Below are 22,070 nucleotides of genomic sequence, written 5' to 3' on the forward strand. Positions count from 1 at the left end.
GTTATTCCGCCATCACTGCACGGATAACATTGATGATCTCTTCGGCATTGGGTTTACCAAAATAATCACCATCGCTTCCATAACCCGTCCTGTGTGCTTTGGCGGTGATGGTACGCGGCGCTGCATCGAGCCACTGGTATCCTTTCTGTTCCTCCATCACTTTGTTGTACATATAGGCTGAAGCGCCGCCCGGTACGTCCTCATCAATGAAAACAATGCGACTTGTTTTTTTCAAAGATTCAACGATCTGGTGATGGATATCGAAAGGCAGCAAGGTTTGCACGTCGATCACTTCGCAACTGATACCTTCTTTAGCAAGCCTGTCTGTCGCATCCTGTATGATGCGCAGCGTAGAACCATAAGATACTATTGTGATGTCTGTTCCTTCCCTGATCACTTCGGGTATTCCCAGCGGAACAGTGAACTCAAGCAGATTGGAAGGTAATTTTTCTTTCAAACGATACCCGTTCAGGCATTCCACCACAATGGCCGGATCGTTCGATTGCAATAAAGTATTATAGAAACCGGCGGCCTGCACCATGTTCCGGGGAACACAGATATAGAGACCACGCAGTGCATTGATCATCATGCCCAACGGCGAACCACTGTGCCAGATGCCTTCGAGCCTGTGACCGCGGGTACGTATGATGAGCGGACAGCTATGCTGTCCTTTAGTACGGAAATGCATGGTAGCTACATCATCGCTCAACGGCTGCAATCCGTACAGGAGATAGTCGAGGTACTGTATTTCTGCAATCGGTCTCAAACCGCGCAAAGCCATACCAATACCCTGTCCAACAATGGTCAGTTCGCGGATACCGGTATCCAGTATCCTGTCTTTCCCGTGTTTATCCTGCAATCCCGCAAAACCCTGGTTCACATCACCGATATGTCCAACGTCTTCACCAAAAGCATAGACTTTGGGATTGGATGTAAACAAAGCATCGAAATATTTATTGAGCACTTCGTAGCCGTTCACCAACGGAGCGTCGGACGGAATAAGTGGTTTTACTTCCTGCACGTTCATGGCGCTCTTGGGCCCTTCGTTGTACAGGTGGCTGTTGTACAATTCTTTGCTTTCTTCCCATAACGACTGGCTATATGCTTTCAACTCAGCAACAGAAGGCGATTGCGGCGCCAGTTCCATGGCCAGTGCGAGTGTGCGAAGCACATCCCTGCGCAACGGCTCTTTATTGTTCTGCAAATCTTTTGCCTGTTGCTGCAACTTGCCATAGAGATCGATATCATTGACCATAGTGCCCCTGATGAGCTCAGCAGCTTGGGCTGCCTGTGCTTTGATGGGCGCTACGTATTTTTCCCAGGCCAGGTTCCTGCTTTCGCGCACATGGGTTTTGGCTTCGGCTTCCAGTTCGGCCAATTCATCTGCCGTTGCCAGTTCGTTTTCAATCATCCACTCTTTCATCTTCTTCAAACAATCCCATTCCTTTTCCCATTCCAACCGCTCAGGCGATTTGTATCTTTCGTGACTTCCGCTGGTTGAATGCCCTTGCGGTTGTGTTACTTCTTCTACGTGAAATAAAACTGGTACATGAGTATCTCTCAACTGATGCAATGCTTCTTCAAACACTTCACACATACCGGCATAATCCCAGGCCTTCACTTTGTATATGTTGATACCGTTGGTATCTTCTCCTTTCTGAAATCCTCTCAACGCAGTGGAAATGGAGCCTTTAGTAGTTTGTATATTCTTGGGAACGGAAATACCATAACCATCATCCCACACAAAAACAGCGAGTGGTACTTGTAGTACGCCGGCAGCATTCATGGTTTCCCAGAAATGACCTTCAGTAGTACTGGCATCGCCAATGGTACAGAAACAAATTTCATTCCCATTGTTACTCAGGTGCTCCAGTTCTTTTTTGTGTGTAGAACTGCGGAAACATTTGGAAGCGAATGCCAATCCCAATGAGCGCGGCATTTGTCCGGCTGTTGGTGCAATATCTGATGAAATATTTTTTCGATTGGCCAGGTCTAACCAATTGCCCGCTTCATCCACAAAAGGCGTTGCAAAATGCGCATTCATCTGCCTGCCTGCACTGAACGGATCGTGTTCGAGATCCGGATCGGCATAGAGTTGTGCAAAATATTGTTCAACCGTTGCCAGTCCTGTTGCGAACATAAAAGTCTGGTCGCGGTAATACCCGCTTCTGAAATCGCCCTTCTGAAAAAACTTGGCCATGGCTACCTGCGCCACTTCTTTGCCATCACCAAAAATGCCGAACTTGGCTTTGCCGGTAAGCACTTCCCTTCTTCCTAAAAGGCTCACTTCCCTGCTTACCACAGCAATGCGGTAATCCTGCATTACTGCATTTCTGAAGCCATCGAAAGAAAGCATATCGGTTCTTTGTTCAACTGTGGTCGTCGATTCCATAAAACAAAAATAATACTACAAGATGAAAGGCTAACAGAAATTAGTTTTGGCCTGTCCCGCCCGGCATTAAAATGGCTTTAAAATACAAAATGACTTGGAAATAGCACTAATTGTATGCCATAAATAAGGGCTTCTGCAGCCATCCAACATTATTTTTCCGGTAGTTGGATGAAAGGGGTTAGTTTTACGGAAGATTCATTCTTCAACACAAATAAAATCATACTATGAAAAAAGTGCTCACATTTGTTCTTATGCTGACTACTATTGCTGTCTTTGCACAGAATGAAGTGAAAGACGCTAAGTTCAGCGAATCTGTTTACAAGTTCGGTAAGATCAAGCACAATGTTCCTGCCACACATATTTTCACTGTTACCAATACGGGCGACAAACCCCTGATCATTGAATTCGCAAGTGCTTCCTGCGGATGCACCACGCCTGAGTATTCAAAAGATCCGATTCTCAAGGGCAAAACTGCGACCATCAAAGTAACTTACAATGCTGCCAACATGGGGGCTTTCAAAAAAGATGTAACCGTTAAGTTTGCCAGCGCGCAACAGCCGGTGGTATTAAGTATTGAAGGAGAAGTAGTAGACGCCGCTACTACCAAATCATCTAAATAATTGCGTCATTCATTTACGCTGAAAAGCAGCCTCCGGGCTGCTTTTTTGTTGGTGTAGCTTCGGGCATGTTATCTTTGCGCCATGCTTAAAGTCAGTCAACGCGGACAGGCCATGCCGGCCTCTCCCATACGAAAATTGGTGCCCTTCGCAGAAGCTGCCAAGAAAAAAGGCACTACTGTTTACCACCTCAACATAGGTCAACCCGATATTGAAACCCCTCCTTTGATGCTGGAAGCGGTGAGGGAAAGTCATTTGAAAGTACTCGAATACAGCCACAGTGCGGGCAATGAAAGTTATCGGCGCAAGCTCACAGGTTATTACAAAAGCGTGGGTATTGATGTGGATTACAACCAGATCATTGTAACCACCGGCGGCAGCGAAGCCATCCTCTTCGGCTTTATGGCCTGCCTGGATGCTGGCGATGAAGTGATCATCCCCGAGCCCTTCTATGCCAACTATAACGGTTTTGCAGTAGCGGCGGGCGTTAAAGTGGTTCCCGTGACATCCAGCATCGACACTGGTTTTGCGCTTCCGCCGATTTCAGCTTTTGCCGAAAAGATCACCCCGCGTACCAGGGCCATTGTTATTTGCAGTCCCAATAACCCTACCGGTTATTTGTACAGCGAAGCGGAAATGCAGCAGTTGAAAGAGATCATCCTGCAATACAATCTCTACCTGTTCTCCGATGAAGCCTACCGGGAATTCTGTTATGAAGGACACCAGGTAAGTGCCATGCATTTAAAAGGTGTGGAAAATCATGTGGTGCTGATGGATACCATCAGTAAAAGATACAGCGCCTGCGGCGCGCGGCTCGGTGCATTGGTTACAAAAAATACGGCTGTACTGGAAGCTGTAATGAAATTCGCCCAGGCCAGGCTCAGTCCCCCCAGTTTTGCCCAGATCGCCGCTGAAGCTGCGCTTGATCTACCTGCCGATTATTTTAATGTTACCCGTTCAGCATATAAAGAAAGGCGTGACCTGCTGGTGCGGCGCCTCAATGCCATGGAAGGCGTTGTTTGTCCCACCCCTGGAGGCGCATTCTATGCCATGGCCCAATTACCGGTTGACGATACGGATGTCTTTTGCCAGTGGTTACTGGAAAAATTCAGCCATAACAACCAAACGGTGATGCTGGCACCGGCCAGCGGATTTTATGGAACACCCGGTTTGGGCAAGCGTGAAGTGCGTCTGGCGTACGTATTAAATATAAATGATATTAATTTGGCAATGGATTGCCTGGAGGAGGCGTTAAAGGTATATAATCAATCTAAATAATTGATTATAAATAATTTAATTGCTTGTTTGCAGGTCCGGACAGGGATAAAAAAACTAAAAAGCGTGGAAAATAGTTAAATTATACTTTTTAACATATTTTGTTTTATATCTTAAACTTTAGCTTTTCATTAATTTTTTGGAAACATTAAATTAATTACACAAAAAAATACTTTGTTTCAATTTTTCCTTTATCTTCGTTTTGGCTTCAAACATAAGCGCATACTTTATGCCAGATTTGAAGTGGCTGTTAAGTGATTTTTATCTTTTTTCATATGGCAAGCAATCGAAGACGCCCTCTGTTTCTACAGGGGGCTTTTTTTATGTAGCCTTTTGAGTTTTCCCCTATCTTTCCATTGGATAACCAAAACCGTATCTCCAGGCAACTAATACCAAACCAACCGACTCTTTGCTTCAATGAAACCATTACGCGGTATTATTTTATGGGTCCTGTTCATCCTGTTTTCCTATAGCGCAAAGGCACAGAGCTATCATGCCATCAATGGGTCTCCTTTTGCAGGCAGCGCCGGCATCCGTAATAATCCTGCGTCGCCGGTCAATTCGGCTTACCGGTGGGATCTTAACCTGTTCTCTTTACAGGTTACCCAAAGTACCAACACCCTGGCATTGGGTAATTTTTCGCTCTCTTCGCAAGACAGTACTTTTCTGCAATTCGGGAATAAATATTCAAGCAGGTTTATCCATACCAACGCCGATGTTGACCTGCTTCAATTCCATTATAAATTGTCCGACACAAAAGCCATAGCGGTTGGACTGCGTGCCCGAACCTACAACCACATCAAAACACAACCACTCTGGTCGTCCGACAATGTGTATAGTTTCAATGAGTTTTTTAAAATGAACCGCACCACCCCTTACCTGGAAGGTTTCGCTATCCATACCGGCTGGCTGGAAGGCAATCTCAATTACTCGCAGGTACTGAGCGAAACACCCAGTGGAAAATTAAGCGGGGGCATTACATTACAGATCATGCGCGGGTTATCGGGGGGATTCGGAAAAGTAAGGCGTTTTACTTACCAGGAGCTGACCAATGGTACAGATACCGCCTACAAGCTTACCAATGCTTATGCCATTTACGGCTATTCGGCCAATTACGATAATACTACTTCCAATAATCCTACAATAAAAGATTTTCTGCGGAATACATCTACCCATTTAGGACTCAGCTTTGGTGTGGAATACTTGGTTTACGATATAGAAAACGATGATCCCGACATCAATAAAAACCTGAATTATACCTGGAAGATCGGCGCTTCCATCATGGACCTCGGATCCAATGCATATAAGGCCAGTACTTATTCCGGTGAGTTCAGCAATGTCAATCCCAATATCACCGACACCATGATTGCCGTTAAGATGCGCGGTGTTCAATCTATCAACGGATTGCACGACACACTGGCTACCATCTTCAGTTCCGCATCATCAATTGGTGAAAACTTTATCATCAGTAATCCAACCAGGCTCGTGATCAATGTTGACAGGAAGCTGGCTAACAATTTTTATGTCAATGCCGACCTTAGCCTGAATTTCTATTCTACTTCCAGCTACAACAAACTGCGCACAAGGGAATTGAACCTGCTTACGATCACACCACGATGGGAAACATTGGCCTGGGGCGCATACCTGCCCATTCAATACAACACTCAAGGACAACTTTGGATAGGAGCGGCAGTCAAGCTGGGTCCGCTTTTATTGGGTATCCACAACTTTGGGTTATTGAAAAAAGACCCTTCCCTGAATGGAGGCGGATACCTGATGCTCAGCATCCACCCTTTCAGCAAAAAGAAAGTAGTATCCCGGCTTGACTGCCCCCAATAATCCGTATTCATTCTGCCGCTCTTGGAGCATTCGTACAGATACATTATAATGAGTGGTTGCATCACACACAAATCCTGCCAAATTGATGCCGAAAACGATATAACTCGTTAACTTACCAGTTCAAAGTAAAACACTTGTTTATTCATCATGTACGATATCTGCTGCATTGGACATATTACACTCGATAAAATCGTAACACCACACCAGGTAACCCATTTGCCTGGCGGCACTGCTTTTTATTTCTCCCACGCCATTGGAAACCTGCCTGTCCGTTATCACCTGGTTACCGCGCTGGCGGAAAAAGAATCGGCCCTTCTTTCTTCGCTGCATGAACGAGGGATCGCCATTACGGCTTGTCCCAGCAGGCATACCGTTTATTTCGAGAATATTTATACAAGTAACCAGAACCACCGGGAACAGAAAGTAGCCCAGCAGGCCGATGCTTTTTCTGTTGAACAAATAACAGGTCTCAACGCCCGCATATACCATCTTGGCCCATTATTATCCGGCGATATACCCACTTCAGTGATCGAAACTTTGTCCCAAAAAGGAATCGTTTCTCTTGACGCACAAGGTTACCTGCGAAATGTAAAAGATGGAAAAGTGTACCCTGTCGATTGGAGCGATAAGAAAACTGTTCTTCCGTATATAAGTATTTTGAAACTGAATGAAACCGAAATGGAAGCCATCACCGGTCACACCCATATAGCATCTGCGGCACAGGCATTATGGAATTGGGGTGCTAATGAAATAGTGATCACGCTTGGAAGTAACGGATCGGTTATTTGTAAAGATGGAGCATTCATTGCTATTCCGGCATACAAACCAAGTGCTGTTGTAGATGCCACCGGGTGCGGAGACACTTACATGGCAGGCTATCTGTACATGCGTACAAAAGGAGCAGCCCTGGAAGACGCTGGTAAGTTTGCCGCTGCAATGGCCACTTTGAACATTGAAACATCCGGCCCTTTTACCGGCAGTGAATCGGATGTATTGAAAACACTATCAGCAGGCGTTTCTTTCAATACTGCAACACACTATTTATAAAATTCAATTTTACCAAAAGCCTGAATAACATTCATTATGTCTTTGCTTGCCACCCTCCTTGCTACAATTTTACTATTGGTATTGCTGATTAGTTTTTGTAAGATCAATCCTTTCATTTCTTTTTTGATCGTTGCTTTTATAGCCGGCCGCTTGTTGGGAATACCTTTCCAACAACTCGCCTCCTCTGTTCAGAAAGGGATCGGCGACATGGCCGGCTCTACATTGATCGTATTGTGTTCGGGTGCCATGATTGGCAAACTGGTGGCTGTCAGCGGTGCCGCAGAAGTCATCGCAAGCAGGATGATGCGTATTTTTGGAGAACGCTACATCCAGTGGGGCATGCTGTTTACCGGTTTCATCATCGGCATTCCCATCTTTTACAATGTAGGATTTGTTTTAGTGGTGCCCATCATATTTACATTGGCACATCAATATAAATTACCCATTGTTTTTGTTGGCTTACCCATGCTTGCTTCCTTATCTGTAGCACATGGTTTTTTACCACCACACCCCTCGCCCTCTGCCCTGGTTTCTATATTTCATGCAGACCTGGGCAAGACCTTGCTATGGGGACTGATCGTTGCTTTCCCCACGTTGGTTCTGGCCGGACCTGTTTTTTCTTCTATCATCAAAAATATTCGACCGGTTGGTGAACCGCCACTGATAGCCCATTTAAAAAAACCAGATCAGCTTCCTTCGGTATTCAACAGTTTTTTTTCTGCCTTGTTGCCTGTTTTTTTATTGATACTCACTTCTTTTATCAAATACCTGGTGCCAGATCAGTCATTAGCCGGACAGGCCGCTTCATTTATCAGTGAGCCTTCTGTTTTAATGATATTGTCGGTTTTGTTTTGCAGTCTCTCTTTAGGTGTTTTTTTGGGTAAAACCATGAAGCAGGTAATGAGTTTATTTGAAGAAGCCATTAAAGAAATAGCGGTACTTATTTTAATCATCGCTTGTTCGGGTGCTTTAAAACAAGTAATCACCGATAGTGGAGCCGGCAACCAGATCGCTGAGTTCTTTAAGCAATCACAGGTGAATCCACTTTTATTGGGCTGGATCATTGCTGCAACATTACGGGTATGCATCGGTTCGGCTACTGCTGCCGGTTTAACTGCTGCGGGGATTATTTTACCATTGATGAGCCACTCGTCTATCAACCCCAGTCTCATGGTATTATCCATCGGCTCGGGGAGCCTGATGTTTTCTCATGTCAACGACCCTGGATTCTGGATGTTCAAAGAATACTTCAATCTCTCTCTGAAAGATACCTTCCGCTCCTGGTCTTTAATGGAAACCATTGTATCGGTAGTTGGTTTAGCGGGCGTGATGTTATTGAATACCTTCTTATGATTTTTTCCATTGGTAATGAAAAAAATTGCCGCCGGGAGCATCGTAACGCTGAAATGTATGTGCCCCGAAATAATCCCGCTGTGCCTGTAATAAATTGGCCGGTGATTGGGCCGTTGTAATTGCATTGAATGCATTGATGGCTTCGCTGAGACAGGGAACAGCTATTTCATTTTCTATTGCATAGCTCACCGCTTTACTTAAGGAAGGTTTTAACCGCCCGATCCTTTGATGCAACAGGTCTGATAACAGCATATTATCTGTAGTGTTGAAGACTGTTATCAATTCCTGCATCAAACCCGAGCGGATAATGCACCCATTTGTCCATATCCGGGCGATCTCACTCATATTGGTTTGCCAGCCGTGGTTTTTGAAGGCTTCGGTAATGACCCAGAAACCCTGGAAATGATTAATGATCCTTGCCAGTTCGTATGCTTCCCTCAACAGATCAACAGCAATGGGACTTTTAATATTGTGAGGAACCGGGTACAATGCATTCAATGCTACCCTGAGGTCTTTGTATGCCGATTCATACCTCGCATAAAGTGATGTGGCAATTAATGTAGCAGGAACATGTTGTTTGGTTATTTCAATAGCAGCCCAATTACCGGTTCCCTTACTTTGGGCTTCGTCGACGATCTGATCGAGCAGCCATTTATCCCCTTCCTTTTCTTTTAAAATATCAATGGTGATGTCCAATAAATAACTGTCCACCCCCTCTTTTTTCCATGCTTCAAAAACAGCAGCAATGGCATCGGGGTTCTTTCCGTCCTGTCTCAATACCTGGTACACTTCAGCCAGCAATTGCATTTCCACGTACTCGATCCCATTATGGATCATTTTTACAAAATGACCGCTGCCTCCTTCACCAATATAAGCGCAACAGGGGTTCTGTTGGTGATCCTTTGCAGCAATGGCTTCCAAATAAGGTTGTACCATTTCATATCCTGCTTTATTACCGCCGGGCATCAGGGATGGTCCCTTTAAAGCGCCTTCTTCTCCGCCCGATATACCACAGCCGATGAAGAAAACATCTTGCCGGCTGAAAGAGGTCTGTCGCCTTTCCGTGTCTTCAAAATAAGTATTCCCCCCATCCACCACCACATCGCCCGCGGAAAGATAGGGTGTAATTTTTTGGATCACATCATCTGTTGCAGCGCCTGCATTCACCATGATGATGATTTTCCTTGGTGTCTGCAGCGAGTTGATGAATGGTTCGATACTATCGAAAGGCAAAGCCTTATTTAATTCGGGGTATTGCTGTTGAAAACGAACCGCCACATTTTCTTCAACACCTTGCAGGTGGCGGTTGTACATGGAAATATTGAATCCATGTCCGGCAAAATTCCGGCACAAACTTTTACCCATCACCCCCAAACCAATGATCCCTATTTCAGATTTGCTGAACAATTGCTGATGAATTTCTTCTACCATAACCGATGGATTTTGATCAATTGAAATATGAATAGCGTTAACCGGGTTCTCTAACGCATCAAACTGCGACTGAAGTAAAGAAGGAGAAATAAAATGATCTTTCCTTGACTTCATTTGTGCAGAAATCTTTTCAAATGAACCAAATAAATGAATGAATTTTATTTGGCTTGTACAATTAGCAGATAAAGTATCCCTGTATGTCTGTTTTAATGAAGAACAGGCCAATATGCAGGAGTCTTGTTGCAATTGTTTCAGCAGCATAGCATTCAACTTATGCAACCAGTCGCTGCGATCCTCATCGGTAAGCGCTTCCCCTGATCTCATTTTTGCAATATTTTCCTCGCTGTGAAAATCATCTGCATCAAAAAAAGGGATATGCGTTTTTTGAGATAACAGCTTACCAATGGTTGTTTTGCCTACGCCTGAAACACCCATGATAATGAATGCAACATTTCTTGAATAACTCATAGATTGTAAATATATCATGGAAACTGACGTCCGAATATAAACTAAAAAAGACCCACGATTCAACGTGCGTCTTTTTTAGTTATGTAGCGGGATCGGGAGTTGAACCCGAGACCTTTGGGTTATGAATCCAACGCTCTAACCACCTGAGCTACCCCGCCTTGTTCCGCGTTCTTTAACGGGGTGCAAATATAGGGGTGTTTGGGGGCTAAAAAAAGCCTAAGACTGCAAAAGTTTGGCAATTCTTTCCGCCACTTTGGCCGGGCTGGGCAACATTTCGGCTTCCATTGCAAGGTTGATGGGTACTGCCGGCAAATCCAGCGCCCCCAGTACTTCAATCCTGGCATCCAGGAAATGGTAGCAATGGTTATAGATACGCAGGGCCAGTGATTCGGCAAATGAATGAGACTGTTGTTCTTCGGTTAATACCAATACTTTACCATGCTTTTGTACCAGTTCATACACTGCTTTTTCATCCAGTGGATACAGTGTACGCAGGTCCATCACTTCTACCTGTCCGGGGTATTTTTCTGCGGCTGCCTTTGCCCAGTAAACACCCATGCCATAAGTGATGATACAAACCGTTTCTCCTTGTTGTATCTTATCTGTGTTGGCTTGTAACACCAGGCTGGCCTGGCCCAATGGTAAAATATAATCCTTATCCGGCTCAATGGTACGGGCTTCTTCTGTTCCGGGCACTTTACTCCAGTACAAGCCTTTGTGCTCGAGCATAATAACGGGGTTGGGATCAAGAAAGGCAGCTTTCATCAATCCTTTCATATCGGCGGCGTTCGACGGATAAGCTACTTTGATACCCTTGATGCTAAGCAGGGTACTCTCAATGCTGCCACTATGATATGGTCCGCCACCTCCATAAGCTCCAATGGGTACGCGCAAAACCATTTGTACGGGGAACTTGCCATTGGTGAGGTAACAGGATTTCGACAATTCAGTCACCAGTTGGTTCAAAGCAGGATAGATATAATCGGCGAACTGTACTTCCACTATAGGTTTCAGGCCAAGGGCCGATAGTCCGGCAGTAGAGCCTGCGATATACGCTTCCTGTATAGCTGTATTGAATACCCTGTGCGCGCCGAATTTTTCTCCCAGTGTAGCCGCCTCTCTGAAAACGCCTCCAAGGCGGGCGCCTACATCCTGACCATACAAAATCGCTTCGGGGTATTTTTCCATGATCTCTTCCACCGCATGCAGTGCCGCATCAACCATCATCACTTTTTCTCCGCCTGCGGGTGTTCTCTCACCAGTTTCTTTTGTTACCATCGTTGGTGCGAATACATGATCCGTAACAGTGCCGGGTAAAGGCTCTTCTGCCTGCATCGCTTTTTCAAAATCCTGTGCCACTTTGCAAATGGCTTCTGTTTCTATCAGCTCCAGTTCCCACTCCGTAAAACCGATGGCCAATAATATATGTCTGAGTTTGGCAAAGGGATCATTCAATGTATGTGCAGCAAGGTCTTCCTTGCTGCGATAAAATTCTTTTCTTACGCCGCTGGTATGATGTCCCAGTAAAGGCACCGTTGCATGAACCAATACCGGCTTCCGTTCTGTACGGGCATAGACAACCGCTTCCTGCATGGTTGCATAAGCCTGTTCAAAATCGCTGCCATCGCATTGCAGGCGCTTCAGTCCTTTGAAGCCGGCCACATAATCAAATACATTCATAGCCCTCACTTCATCCACCGAAGCGCTGATGCTCCATTGATTGTCCTGCACCAGGTATACAATGGGCAGTTGTTTCAAAGCGGCGAATTGAAGGGCTTCGCTCACCTCTCCTTCTGTTGCGCTGCCATCTCCAAAAGAACAAAGTGCAATAGGTAAATATCCTTCGGTAGTTCTGCCCAATTTTTCAGGAAAGGTTTTTTCCAGGAACTGTATGCCTTGCGCCAGTCCGGTTGTAGGGATGGTTTGCATGCCCGTAGCGCTGCTCTGGTGTATGATCGATGGTTTATCCGGAGCTTTGCTGCTGGGATGGCAATAATAGGACCGGCCGCCAGAGAATGGGTCGTCCTTTTTAGCCAATAGCTGCAGCATCAATTCATAAGACGTGAAGCCTGTTGCCAGTAAGAGGCTGTCATCGCGGTAATACGGGCTCATCCAGTCACAAGCCTGCAATTGCATGCCTGTTGCCAGTTGAATGGCTTCATGCCCGCGTGAAGTGGAGTGAACGTATTTGCAAACAGTGCGGTTGGTATCGTATAGATCACTCATAGCCCTTGCGGTAGCCATGAGTTCATAGGCCTGCAATAGTATCGCGGGTTTCAGCATGTTGAAGTGTGTATCTTGGCAGGCAATATTAAGTTATTTTACCTCGAGCGTGAACATTTGCTGTTCGCCCAGGTATCCTTCCAGCAGGTCTCCTACCACGCATTCGCCTACTCCTGCGGGGGTGCCTGTAAAAACCAGATCGCCTATGTTGAGTGAGAAATAATGAGAGATATTGGCTACGATCTGTTCGAATGAAAACAACATATCGACCGAGGAGCCGGACTGTACAATTTCTTTGTTCTTTTTAAGCGAGAAGAGCAAGGGGTTTTTGAGCATTTCGGGTTGCAGCGGTACCCAGGTTCCGATCACGGCAGAATAGTCCCAGGACTTGGCTTTTTCCCAGGGCAGGCCTTTTTTCTTCAGTTCATTTTGTATATCGCGGGCAGTAAAATCAATACCTACGGTTACGGCATCATAATAACGCGCCGCATGTTTCTCAGATACATACCTGCCATTCTTCGAGATGCGCAATACCAGCTCTGCTTCGTAGTGAAGCTCATTTGAAAACTCAGGGTAATAAAAAGGGATATTAGGTTGTAGGAGTGCTGTTTTGGGTTTCATAAAAAGAACCGGTTCATCCGGAATGGAATTGTTCAGTTCTTTTGCATGCTCGGCATAATTTCTGCCTACGCAAAAAATCTTCATAAGTCGTTTCGTTTAGAATACTATCAAGTGATACAGGGTAAAGCATCCTCGATCGAGTTTCCATCGATTGTATTATACTTCCTTCCAATATAATTGTGAAATACGTGCTTTTTTACTTGAATGCCAAATTATTTAACAGATTCATCGTCTTTTCCAAACCCACTGTTGCGAACTGTTCGATGGCTTCTACACACTTGGCAATTTTCTGTTCTACGATGGGTATTTCCACTGAATCCCACCTGCCCAAAACGAACTCCACCTGCCTGCCCCTGGGAAAGTCATTCCCTATTCCAAACCGTAATTTAGGGTATTGGTCGGTACCGAGTGTGAGCTGTATATCCCTGAGCCCGTTATGCCCGGCATCTGAGCCGCTGCCCCTCAGGCGCAGCCTGCTCAATGGCAGGGCCAGGTCGTCTACAATGGTCAGGGTAGCGTCCAGTGTTATCTTTTCTTTATCGAGCCAATATTTAAATGCCTTGCCACTCAGGTTCATGTAAGTGGTGGGTTTGATGCAGGTGAACTGTCGTCCCTTCCATTTGACTTCAGCTACTTCTGCCAACCGGCCGGTCTGAAAAAGGCCGCCATGCTTCAGCACGAAGGCCGAGACCACATCGAATCCTATATTATGCCGGGTATGATGATACTCCGCACCAATATTTCCCAGTCCAACAATCAGAAATTGATTCATACTACGGGTAAAAATACAATATATCGCTCAATACAAAAGCCCGGCAAATCAGTGTTGCCGGGCTTTTTCAAGTATAACCGCTACTTAAAAAATTTAGACTATTTCTTCTTTTCTTCTTTTACTGCTGTAGCTTCTTCCTGTTTCAGTTGACGGGTCATTACTACAGAAGCGATGGGAATACGGGGTGAGTTCAATATTTCCATATTCTCTGCTTTTACATCTTCAACGCGGATGTTACCATTCAATTCGAGGCTGGTAATGTCTACATTGATGGTTTCTTTCAGGTCTTTGGGTAAAGCTTTTACTTTCAAAGACTTCATTTTGGTTACCAGTTTACCACCGGCTTTCACGCCTGCAGAAGTACCTACAAATTTCAGCGGCAGTGTGGCAACCACTTTCTTGTTATCTACCAGTTCCAGCAGGTCAACATGTGTCAGGGAATCATCTACTTTGTCGAACTGCAGGTCTTTCAGGATACATTTGTACGCTTTGCCGTCTACTTTTACTTCGGCCAATTGGAATTCACCGGTGTATACCAAAGGCTTGAAAGCCTTAGCAGAAGCATAAAAATTGATCTCCTGCGCACCCCCGTAAATTACACCTGGCACGTTTTCCTGAGAGCGAATCTGACGGGCGGCTTTTTTGCCATAATCGGTCCTCAGTTGTCCTTCGATTGTAATCGTTTTCATTAAAATAAAATTTTGGACGGCGAAGGTAAGAAAATTTTCTATTTATCCCTTCCTTTGAGCTGGGAATGTATAAAAAGGCTCGTAATACTCTTATTTTCATAGGCATTACGTATAGCGATCGCAAATAAATCCGCTACCGAAACCACCTTGATCTTCCTGGATTCCTGTTTCAGCGGAATGGTGTCGCATACCACCAGTTCTTCGAGTACACTGTTTTCGATGTTCTCATAGGCTTTTCCGCTGAGTACCGGGTGGGTAATCAGCGCCCTTACGCTGCGGGCTCCTTTTTCTTTCAGCAATCCGGCGGCTTTGGCCAGTGTACCACCTGTGTCGCAGATATCGTCAATGAGTACAATGTCTCTGTCCGCCACATCACCGATAACCACCATGCTGGCGATCTCGTTGGCTCTTTTGCGGTGTTTATCGCAAATGACCATTTCCGAATTGAAATAGCTGGCCACTTCACGTACCCGGTTGGTACTGCCTACGTCCGGCGCTGCGAATGTGAGGTTGGCAAGTTTCAGTTGTTCAATATACGGGATGAAGATAGCAGAACTGTCGAGGTGGTCAACCGGCACATCAAAGAAAGCCTGTATCTGTGGAGCGTGCAGGTCCATTGTAATGATCCTATTGGCCCCGGCCGCCTCTAGAAGTGTGGCAATTAATTTCGATCCGATTGCCACACGTGGCTTATCTTTCCGGTCCTGCCGCGCGAAACCGTAATAAGGAATAACTGCTATGATCTTGTAAGCGCTGGCTCTTTTAGCCGCATCGATCATCAGCAGCAGTTCCATGAGGTTATCGGTGGGCGCAAAAGTACTCTGCACAAGGAACACATAATCGCCTCGGATGCTTTCGAGGAAAATGGGTTGAAACTCACCGTCGCTGAATTTCTGGATATTGATTTTGCCAATGGGGGCACCAAAGCGCTGGGCAATTTTTTCTGCCAGTTGCTGCGACCCGGTGCCGGAAAAAATCTTAACGGAAGGGTTCATATATAGCGGGAATATGCGGCGAAGATATAGATTAGGTTAAGAAATTATGATTTGATTTTTTAGTAATTTTTATTATGGTGAAATTAAAAATCAAGGACTGGGCGCCTGCCGAACAACCGCGCCAGAAGCTGCTCCTGAAGGGTGCCGAAGCCCTTACAGACACGGAATTACTGGCCATCCTGATCAACAATGGTACTCCTGGAAAAAATGTGATGGAGCTTTGCCGGGAATTATTGTCCCATGTGCACCATGATCTCTCTTTACTGGCCAGCCTGTCTGTAAAGGATCTCCAAAAACTGCAGATTAAGGGCTTGGGGGAAGCCAAAGCCATTGCACTGGCTGCGGCTTTGGAATTGGGTATCCGGCGCAATATGGCCGCCAGCTTCAGGCCCCGGGTGAAACAGAGCGCAGATATAGCCCATTACCTGCGGGCCAGGCTGGAACACCGTAAAAAAGAAGCCTTTGCTGTAGTGTGCCTCAACAACAGCAATAAAATATTGCGTTTTGAGATTGTTAGTGAGGGCGGCGTCACCGGCACCGTTGCCGATCCACGGGTTGTTTTAAAAAAAGCCCTGGAATACGACGCTACCAGTATCATTCTTTGCCACAATCATCCCAGTGGCAACCTTCGTCCCAGTACGGCCGACGAAACGCTGACGCAGAAAATAAAAGCTGCGGCCGCTTGTCTCGACATACGGTTGCTGGATCACATCATTGTAAGCAATGAGGGGTATTTCAGTTTTGCCGATGAGGGGTTGCTGCGTTAAGCCTGGGCGTTGGGGCCACCGAAGTTCATGGGAATCTCAATATGTTCCAGGTCTTTAATGGGGCCGTTGGCCGCTTCGAACCTTTCGATATTTTCCTCCAGCGCTTTCATAAAGCGTTTGGCATGCATGGGCGTAAAAATGATCCTGGATTTCACCCGGCTTTTGGGAGTACCCGGCATTACGTTCACAAAATCGATCACGAATTCGGCATTGCTGTGGGTGATGATGGCCAGGTTGGCATAAGAACCTTCTGCCGTTTCTTCACTGATCTCGATATTCAATTGGTTGGGTGGTTGTTGGTCCATGCTTGATGATTGAAGCCACAAAAGTATTTCAAATATCCAATACCTCAATTCGCCGATGTTGTAGCATCAATAAAAGAGGCTACTCTTTCGAGTAGCCTCTTTTATTGATGGATGGGATGTAGTTATCCCCATAGAACATGTTTATTTATCCCACCAAACCTTACCGTACTGAGAATCGGGGCCCGATGCATCAGTATACTTAGCAGCTGCTGCTGCATAATTCACAGGGTTTAGTTGTGGTTCATTCGGACCATAAGGTGTCCTTCTGGGAATGCTTGTCAGTCCGGGTGCAGGTACTAAAGCCGGCACACCATTCCTGCGCCATTCTGCAAAGCCTTGTGTTCCATCAGGATAATAGGCCAGCCATTTTTGCAGAGCAATTTTCTGTATGTTGTTTACACCCAGTAAAATATTGGGTTGCGCTATGTATGCAGCAAATTTAGTAGCATCATACACACCCCATCTTGTCCAGCTATCCTGAATACCGCCATTGTATAATGTAATCATGTTCTCTGCTGTCCATCCCAGAGCAGCAGCTTCTGCCCTCGCCAGTTTCACCTGTTCAGATGCAACCAGTACGATGGGAGTAGTTTCTTTCCTGCGTGTAGGCTCAAGAATCCTTGCATAGTTCACATTGGCATTAGCAAAACTAACCGCATCAGCTCTTGTCAGTCCATAAGGGAACCCAACAGTGGATGAAGCAAAAGCATTAATGCGCTCATCGTTGTTAGATGAAAGAATATCCATTATGGTTTTGCTCACGGCATAGTCTTTCCGCTGTACCACTACATAATAGTCATAAAATGGGTTCGTGTAAGTACCACCGGGGGCAGTCAGCTTGGCGTTATCAGATGCTGCATCTATTACACCAGCAGGATCTGCCAGGGCAGCTGCAAACTCCGTTTTACCTGTTGTCGGATCGGCTTTTGACATACGCAACGCAATGAATAAACGAAGTGAGTTGGCAAATTTTTTCCAGCCGGCAGTGTTGCCACCATAAAGGATATCACCTTTAAAAGGTATAGCAGAATTTTCAAACTGGGCTACTGCTTCCTTCAACTCCTTCAACAGGTCCTTATAGATCGCATCTTGCCCATCATAAGGGATTGCGCCTACTCCTTTCAATGCCTGGCTGTAAGGAATATCACCCCAGGTATCTGTAATAGTCCAGAAATAGTAAGCTTTCAGGATGCGCGCAATAGCAATCTGATTCTTGTTGGAACCGTTTGCTGCCGCTATTGCTGCTGTTGCAGGGTCTGAATTATAATTGATGATATTTTGCAGGTCGTAAATAGGACCGGAATAAAAACCATCAAAATTAGTCGTAGGTCTTGCATAACGCGACGCATCGGTGTACTGTGTTTCTGAAAAGTACTGTGCATACAATCCATTCACTGTTCTAAAACCACCCTCGTCCCAAACACCACCGTTCAAGGTAACCAATACATTGGTTAGCAGGGCGGAAGTAACAGGCGAGGTAGTCGCATTGGGGTTACTATTCATTTTTCCATAATCTCCCAACTGCTTGAAACAACCGGTTGAGCCAATGAGTGTTGAACCCAGTCCCAACATCAATATAATTTTATTTATTTTCTTAGTCATGATCATTGAGTTTATAAGGGTTAGAAATTGAGTCTCAGGTTAACGCCCAGTGAACGAGTACCCGGATACTGTCCATCTTCACCCTGTATAGCAGAAATTTCGGAGGGGTCAAAGCTCTTGGTCTTCGTGTAAATGAGCCAGGGGTTACGAGCTATAACTGAGAAATTCGCAGATTTCACGTATTTAGCTAATCCCCACTTTTCTACAGGCAGGTTTACGCCCAGATTTACTTCCCTCAGTTTGATAAAGGTCAAGTCATGTACATAAGGTTCCGCAATCCTGTTGAAATAGAACTGCTGGAAATAAGCATCGGCAGGTACGTATGTATCTACCACCGTTTTCAGGTCAACGGAACTTACGCCTTTAACATGTACACCACCGCCGGCAGATACAGCATCACGTACATTCTTTCCTTTATCATTGGTAGCGGCAGTAGCCTCCGTAATGCCGGAGAAACCACCCCACATTTCAGATAAAGAGAAGAACTTGCCGCCTGACTGGAAATCAAGGTTGAATCCTAAAGTAAACCGCTTGTAGGTGAATGTGTTCACGATACCACCGTTGGTTTTAGGTACAACCGAACCCCAATGTTTACTCACATCTGCCACATAGTTACCGTTATTCGGGTTGATTACCAGGTCACCGGCATCATTACGTTTGATACCGCCACCAATCAACTGACCCCAATCTGAACCCAACTCCTGGAAGGCACGTGCAAAACGGGTACCGAATGCACCGCCAGCAAGTAATTGCCTGGTTCCCGCAGCCGCACCGGGTTGCAAAGCAACCACAGGGTTATTTATCAGGTAGCTGTAGTTCAGGTTGACCTGCCAACTGAAATTCTGCTTGTTGATCGGCGTTGCACTCAGGATAACCTCTATCCCTTGTTTCTTAATACGCGCTGCATTGATCAGTTTAGAAGTAAATCCACTCACACCGCTTTGAGCTACACTTACTGGTTCTCCGTTGTTGTCTTCATTATAGTAAACCAAATTCAAACCCAGTTTATTCTTGAAAAACCGGAGATCTATACCAGCTTCATAGGTAGTGATCAAAGAACCTTTCAATGCGGGATCCAATAATTGGTCAGGAGTTGTCATCAAGAAGTTGCCATTCCAAGGATTGGGGTTTACAGCATACAGGAAGTTATTCTTGTACACATCCAAATCCCTGGGTTTCTTACCCCAGCTGCCAAACACTTTACCAAAGCTCAGCCATGGTAAAGAATTTTTGGTAAACTCGCTGAATACCAATCCAGCACCCAGTGAAGGAGATATGAGCCTATTGTTACCCTGGGGTACTTGTGGCAAAGTTGAGTACCAGTCGCTCCTGATAGCCCAGGTAATACTGGCAAATTTGCGATATTCAAAGTCACCGGTAGCAAACAGTGATTTGGTTTCCCAATTTTTACGGGTACTGCCAATGTTGGGTTGCGCCACAGAGTTAGAGATGGAGTAAAGATCCGGTACGTTCAATCCTTTCGAAGTGGAAGCCGAAAGCTCATAATCGCGGATGGATAACTTATTGCCACCAATGGTAGCGCTTACGTCCAGATCGCCAAACCTTTGAGTATACCCTGTCAGCAATTCGAAGTTGTCTTCCTGGTAGTTCGAATAAGTGTTGCCAAACGAGGCAAGGTCTCCTGTTTGCGTGGCACTGGCAGCCAGTTTAGAACTAAAGATGGTTTCCACAAGTTTTGTCAACTGGTTTTTACGAACAGTTCCTTTCACATAGAAGTGATTGTTGAACTTGTATTTCAATGAAACATCTCCAAACAAACGTTGTCTGTTTTGAGTGGTAGTATTGTTTTGGAGACGGGTATAGTGGTTGTACCAATAGTTTCCACCATAAAAATTCAACGGGTTAGAAGGATCATAACCATCGGGGTTGGAAGAGAAGTTCCAGCTTGCATAAGTGCCGATGGGAGTAGTAAGGTCCTTTAACTCCTTCATGATCTTGAAATCCAGATCGCGGTGAAACCACTGGTTAAAGTTACCAGAAGAAGCGTTAGCGTACCCGTCGTTGAAGATACCATCGATCTGCTGCTGTGAATAAGTGATATTAGTAGAAGCAGTCAGGTGCTGGTCTAAATCAAATGACGCAGACAGGTTAATGTTGTTTCTGTCGGATTTAGAGTAAGGCAATATACCTTTCACGTATTGCTTGGTATAAGACAAACGTACATTGTATCCTTGCCCGCTCTTGGTAAAGTTGATGTTATTATTGGTAGTAACACCAGTTTCCCAGAAATCCCGGACGTTATTCGGCTGAGGTACCAGTGAAGCAGTTTTGAATGAACGGCTGTGACCGCCAATCCACGCATACCAGGGTACGTATTCAGAGCCATCCATAGCAGGCCCCCAGCTGGAGTCATCTGTATAATCGGGGAATTTCTTACCGTCCAATGCCTTCCATTCTACCGGATCGCCGGCTTTCCAGGTATAAGTCATCAGGGTTGGACTTGCACCGCCAGCATATTTATTCTGGTACCTGGGAAGTACATACACCCTGTCAAAAGTAACACCAGTGTTCACTTCAACACCAATACCATTGCCGCTTCCTTTTTTTCGGGTAGTAATTACTATGGCACCATTAGCAGCACGACCACCAAACAGCGCAGTCGCATTGGCCCCTTTCAGCACAGTCAGCGATTCAACATCGTCAGGGTTAATATCTATAGAGTTCACAATCGTTCCGTCCATTACATAGATCGGACCCGCATCGCCACTCAGTGTAGAACCACCACGAATACGCAGCAATGCATCCCTGTCGAGCGCAATGGGCGATTGACCTCTGAACTGCACACCGGCTACTTTACCAGCCAAAGCATTGTTCAGGTTAGGCTGACGAATCAGGTTCAAATTATCGGAACTGATGGTTTGCGCACTGTAAGGAGTAGTTCTTGCACTTTTCTTGATTTCAAAAGCAGTCGTTACTACAACTTCTGCCAGCGTTTCTTTCTCATTTCTATCCATCACTATTGTTACAGAATTGTCGCTGGTAACGGATATTTCTTTTTTGATCAGCCCTTGGGACTCTATCTCTAAAACGTCCCCTGCTTTGGCTTTGATGATAAACCTTCCTTCCGCATCAGCAGTAACACCTGTTCTGGTGCCCTTCACAATGATCGATGCAAACGGAATAGCTTGTCCTTTCTTGTCGGTCACGGTTCCTGTAACCGGTCTTGTCTGAGCGCTAGCCATGATGCAAATACATAGCAGCAGCACAAACAATGATGACATTTTCTTCATGTGCTTTAGTTTTTATTAATTAGTTACTGTAACGTGTAACGAAAAATACGCTAAAACGACTTAGTAAACAAACGTTCGTATAGGCCGAGTTAACAAAACCTTAATTTTCGTACTTCAAAAAGACTGATTTTATTTCAAAAAGGCTGCGTATTTCATCAAATAGTTTTGTTTTTAATCAAATTTTAATCTTTTAGGCTCTAACTAAATATTAATGAGCGACTTAAGAAAATGATTCTGCAGATATAAAAACAAATTTTACTGCGAATATGCGCAATTCAACAATCGTAAATGGGTATAAATATGGTCACAAATTTCTGTGCGGCCAGCAAAGTGAAAAACTGTGCTATCTGTTGGCTATCACTAACAAAAAAGCCTATACCATTTTGTTTGTATGGTGATGTGTTTTGATTCCGTCGTTATCTA

Annotated in this window: 16 protein-coding genes and 1 tRNA gene; 6 read left to right on the plus strand and 11 right to left on the minus strand. The window is 45.2% G+C overall.

What is annotated here, in order from left to right:
• Nucleotide 1: 1 nt before the first annotated feature.
• Nucleotides 2-2,392: a thiamine pyrophosphate-dependent enzyme gene (locus tag SEDOR53_RS0100325; protein WP_026767917.1), complete on the minus strand. Its 2,391-nt coding sequence runs from the start codon at nt 2,390-2,392 to the stop codon at nt 2-4.
• A 224-nt stretch (nt 2,393-2,616) separates the two neighbouring features.
• Between SEDOR53_RS0100325 and SEDOR53_RS0100330 the strand changes: the two genes are divergently transcribed.
• From SEDOR53_RS0100330 to SEDOR53_RS0100350, 5 genes are all read left to right on the plus strand, one after another.
• Complete coding sequence (locus SEDOR53_RS0100330; RefSeq protein ID WP_026767918.1) at nt 2,617-3,012, plus strand: DUF1573 domain-containing protein; 396 nt, start codon at nt 2,617-2,619, stop codon at nt 3,010-3,012.
• Nucleotides 3,013-3,093: 81 nt separating this feature from the next.
• Nucleotides 3,094-4,287 (plus strand): pyridoxal phosphate-dependent aminotransferase, encoded by a 1,194-nt coding sequence (locus SEDOR53_RS0100335; protein ID WP_026767919.1) that lies wholly within the window; start codon nt 3,094-3,096, stop codon nt 4,285-4,287.
• 414 nt (nt 4,288-4,701) lie between these two features.
• The gene (locus tag SEDOR53_RS0100340; protein WP_026767920.1) at nt 4,702-6,123 is read left to right on the plus strand and encodes a hypothetical protein; all 1,422 of its coding nucleotides are present in this window, start codon (nt 4,702-4,704) and stop codon (nt 6,121-6,123) included.
• Between the two features lie 147 nt (nt 6,124-6,270).
• Nucleotides 6,271-7,170, plus strand: a complete 900-nt coding sequence (locus SEDOR53_RS16660) for a PfkB family carbohydrate kinase (RefSeq protein ID WP_051416412.1) — start codon at nt 6,271-6,273, stop codon at nt 7,168-7,170.
• 36 nt (nt 7,171-7,206) lie between these two features.
• A complete protein-coding gene (locus SEDOR53_RS0100350; protein ID WP_026767921.1) occupies nt 7,207-8,523 on the plus strand; it encodes a gluconate:H+ symporter in 1,317 nt (438 codons plus the stop codon).
• On the opposite strand, the gene gndA is transcribed toward SEDOR53_RS0100350, so the two are convergent.
• From gndA to SEDOR53_RS16665, 7 genes are all read right to left on the minus strand, one after another.
• The gene (gene gndA, locus SEDOR53_RS0100355; RefSeq protein WP_051416413.1) at nt 8,518-10,422 is read right to left on the minus strand and encodes an NADP-dependent phosphogluconate dehydrogenase; all 1,905 of its coding nucleotides are present in this window, start codon (nt 10,420-10,422) and stop codon (nt 8,518-8,520) included. The genes SEDOR53_RS0100350 and gndA overlap by 6 nt on opposite strands.
• A gap of 84 nt (nt 10,423-10,506) precedes the next feature.
• Nucleotides 10,507-10,580: transfer RNA gene (locus SEDOR53_RS0100360), tRNA-Met, on the minus strand.
• Between the two features lie 58 nt (nt 10,581-10,638).
• Nucleotides 10,639-12,705, minus strand: a complete 2,067-nt coding sequence (locus SEDOR53_RS0100365; RefSeq protein WP_026767923.1) for a thiamine pyrophosphate-dependent enzyme — start codon at nt 12,703-12,705, stop codon at nt 10,639-10,641.
• A gap of 33 nt (nt 12,706-12,738) precedes the next feature.
• The gene (locus tag SEDOR53_RS0100370) at nt 12,739-13,350 is read right to left on the minus strand and encodes a fumarylacetoacetate hydrolase family protein (RefSeq protein WP_026767924.1); all 612 of its coding nucleotides are present in this window, start codon (nt 13,348-13,350) and stop codon (nt 12,739-12,741) included.
• 112 nt (nt 13,351-13,462) lie between these two features.
• Nucleotides 13,463-14,038: an aminoacyl-tRNA hydrolase gene (pth, locus tag SEDOR53_RS0100375; protein ID WP_026767925.1), complete on the minus strand. Its 576-nt coding sequence runs from the start codon at nt 14,036-14,038 to the stop codon at nt 13,463-13,465.
• Nucleotides 14,039-14,136: 98 nt separating this feature from the next.
• A complete protein-coding gene (locus SEDOR53_RS0100380) occupies nt 14,137-14,727 on the minus strand; it encodes a 50S ribosomal protein L25 (protein ID WP_026767926.1) in 591 nt (196 codons plus the stop codon).
• 38 nt (nt 14,728-14,765) lie between these two features.
• Complete coding sequence (locus SEDOR53_RS16665) at nt 14,766-15,722, minus strand: ribose-phosphate pyrophosphokinase (RefSeq protein WP_037360235.1); 957 nt, start codon at nt 15,720-15,722, stop codon at nt 14,766-14,768.
• Nucleotides 15,723-15,796: 74 nt separating this feature from the next.
• Between SEDOR53_RS16665 and radC the strand changes: the two genes are divergently transcribed.
• Nucleotides 15,797-16,489, plus strand: a complete 693-nt coding sequence (gene radC, locus SEDOR53_RS0100390) for a DNA repair protein RadC (protein WP_026767927.1) — start codon at nt 15,797-15,799, stop codon at nt 16,487-16,489.
• On the opposite strand, the gene SEDOR53_RS0100395 is transcribed toward radC, so the two are convergent.
• From SEDOR53_RS0100395 to SEDOR53_RS0100405, 3 genes are all read right to left on the minus strand, one after another.
• Nucleotides 16,486-16,794, minus strand: coding sequence for a DUF3467 domain-containing protein (locus SEDOR53_RS0100395; protein ID WP_026767928.1), 309 nt, complete (start codon nt 16,792-16,794; stop codon nt 16,486-16,488). The two genes, radC and SEDOR53_RS0100395, sit on opposite strands and share 4 nt — an antisense overlap.
• Nucleotides 16,795-16,935: 141 nt before the next feature.
• Entirely contained in the window at nt 16,936-18,396 is a 1,461-nt protein-coding gene (locus SEDOR53_RS0100400) for a SusD/RagB family nutrient-binding outer membrane lipoprotein (protein WP_026767929.1), read from the minus strand.
• A gap of 20 nt (nt 18,397-18,416) precedes the next feature.
• Nucleotides 18,417-21,647, minus strand: coding sequence for a SusC/RagA family TonB-linked outer membrane protein (locus SEDOR53_RS0100405; RefSeq protein WP_037360239.1), 3,231 nt, complete (start codon nt 21,645-21,647; stop codon nt 18,417-18,419).
• Nucleotides 21,648-22,070: the final 423 nt, after the last annotated feature.

Origin of the sequence: Asinibacterium sp. OR53, from assembly GCF_000515315.1 — a bacterium.
In the GTDB taxonomy this organism is placed as follows: domain Bacteria; phylum Bacteroidota; class Bacteroidia; order Chitinophagales; family Chitinophagaceae; genus Sediminibacterium.